The 306-nt window shown below is 48.0% G+C and carries 1 protein-coding gene; it reads left to right on the top strand.

The window, feature by feature from the left end; all coding sequences use genetic code 11:
* Nucleotides 1-306, top strand: a 306-nt coding sequence (locus ACG9ZB_RS16965; protein WP_419326820.1) for a HisA/HisF-related TIM barrel protein, incomplete at both ends; no start/stop codon positions are given.

The raw sequence follows: 306 nt of genomic DNA, 5'->3' as shown, positions 1-306 counted from the left end.
ACGGCGCGCGTCGCTTACATTTGGTCGATTTACATGGTGCTTTCGCTGGTACGCCAATTCATAAACCTGTGGTTGAAGCCATTGCTCGCGCACACCCTGAACTGCCAATTCAAATTGGCGGCGGTATTCGCTCACTAGAAACCATTGAACACTACTTAGAAGCGGGTGTGTCTTTTGTGATGATTGGCACCAAAGGTGTTCTAGATCCTGAGTTTGTTGAAGAAGGTTGTATGAAATTTGCAGGTCATATCATTGTCGGCATCGATGCCATGAATGGTATGGTGGCCACCGATGGTTGGGCCAATG

The sequence above is a fragment of the Acinetobacter johnsonii genome (assembly GCF_048551975.1).
GTDB classification, from domain to species: domain Bacteria; phylum Pseudomonadota; class Gammaproteobacteria; order Pseudomonadales; family Moraxellaceae; genus Acinetobacter; species Acinetobacter johnsonii_A.
Note: the sequence above shows the minus strand (reverse complement) of the source record. Positions and strands in the feature narration are given on the sequence as shown.